Source organism: Brevibacterium sp. SIMBA_078 (assembly GCF_046534565.1).
Taxonomy (GTDB): Bacteria; Actinomycetota; Actinomycetes; order Actinomycetales; family Brevibacteriaceae; genus Brevibacterium.
In genome coordinates this window covers 1-272 of record NZ_JAWRYQ010000217.1, presented here as the reverse complement: position 1 = coordinate 272, position 272 = coordinate 1, and the positions used below count along the sequence as shown (strand labels likewise).

The 272-nt window shown below is 38.6% G+C and carries 1 protein-coding gene; it reads left to right on the top strand.

The features are described from left to right. Nucleotides 1-34: 34 nt before the first annotated feature. A partial coding sequence (locus SB749_RS19490; protein ID WP_410711760.1) for a hypothetical protein occupies nt 35-272 on the top strand: 238 nt, incomplete at its 3' end.

The window sequence follows — 272 nt, the reverse complement described above, 5'->3', positions numbered from 1 at the left end:
GCAGGCGTTACGCCATGCACTTATTCATACTTTTATGGAGAAATCATTATTGTATAACGATTTAGGAATTAGTAATGAACAATGGCCGGCGCATTATTTGGCGAATTGTTTGATCTGTGATCGTGGCTCGGAATTCATATCCGAAGAACTGACGTTTATTGCAGAACAGCTTAATATTACCGTTCAAAATACAGGTGCTTATCGTGCCGAAATGAAGTCCGTTGTCGAAAGCTATTTTCAAATTGTTCAAAGTCATTTAGCAGGGATGTTAC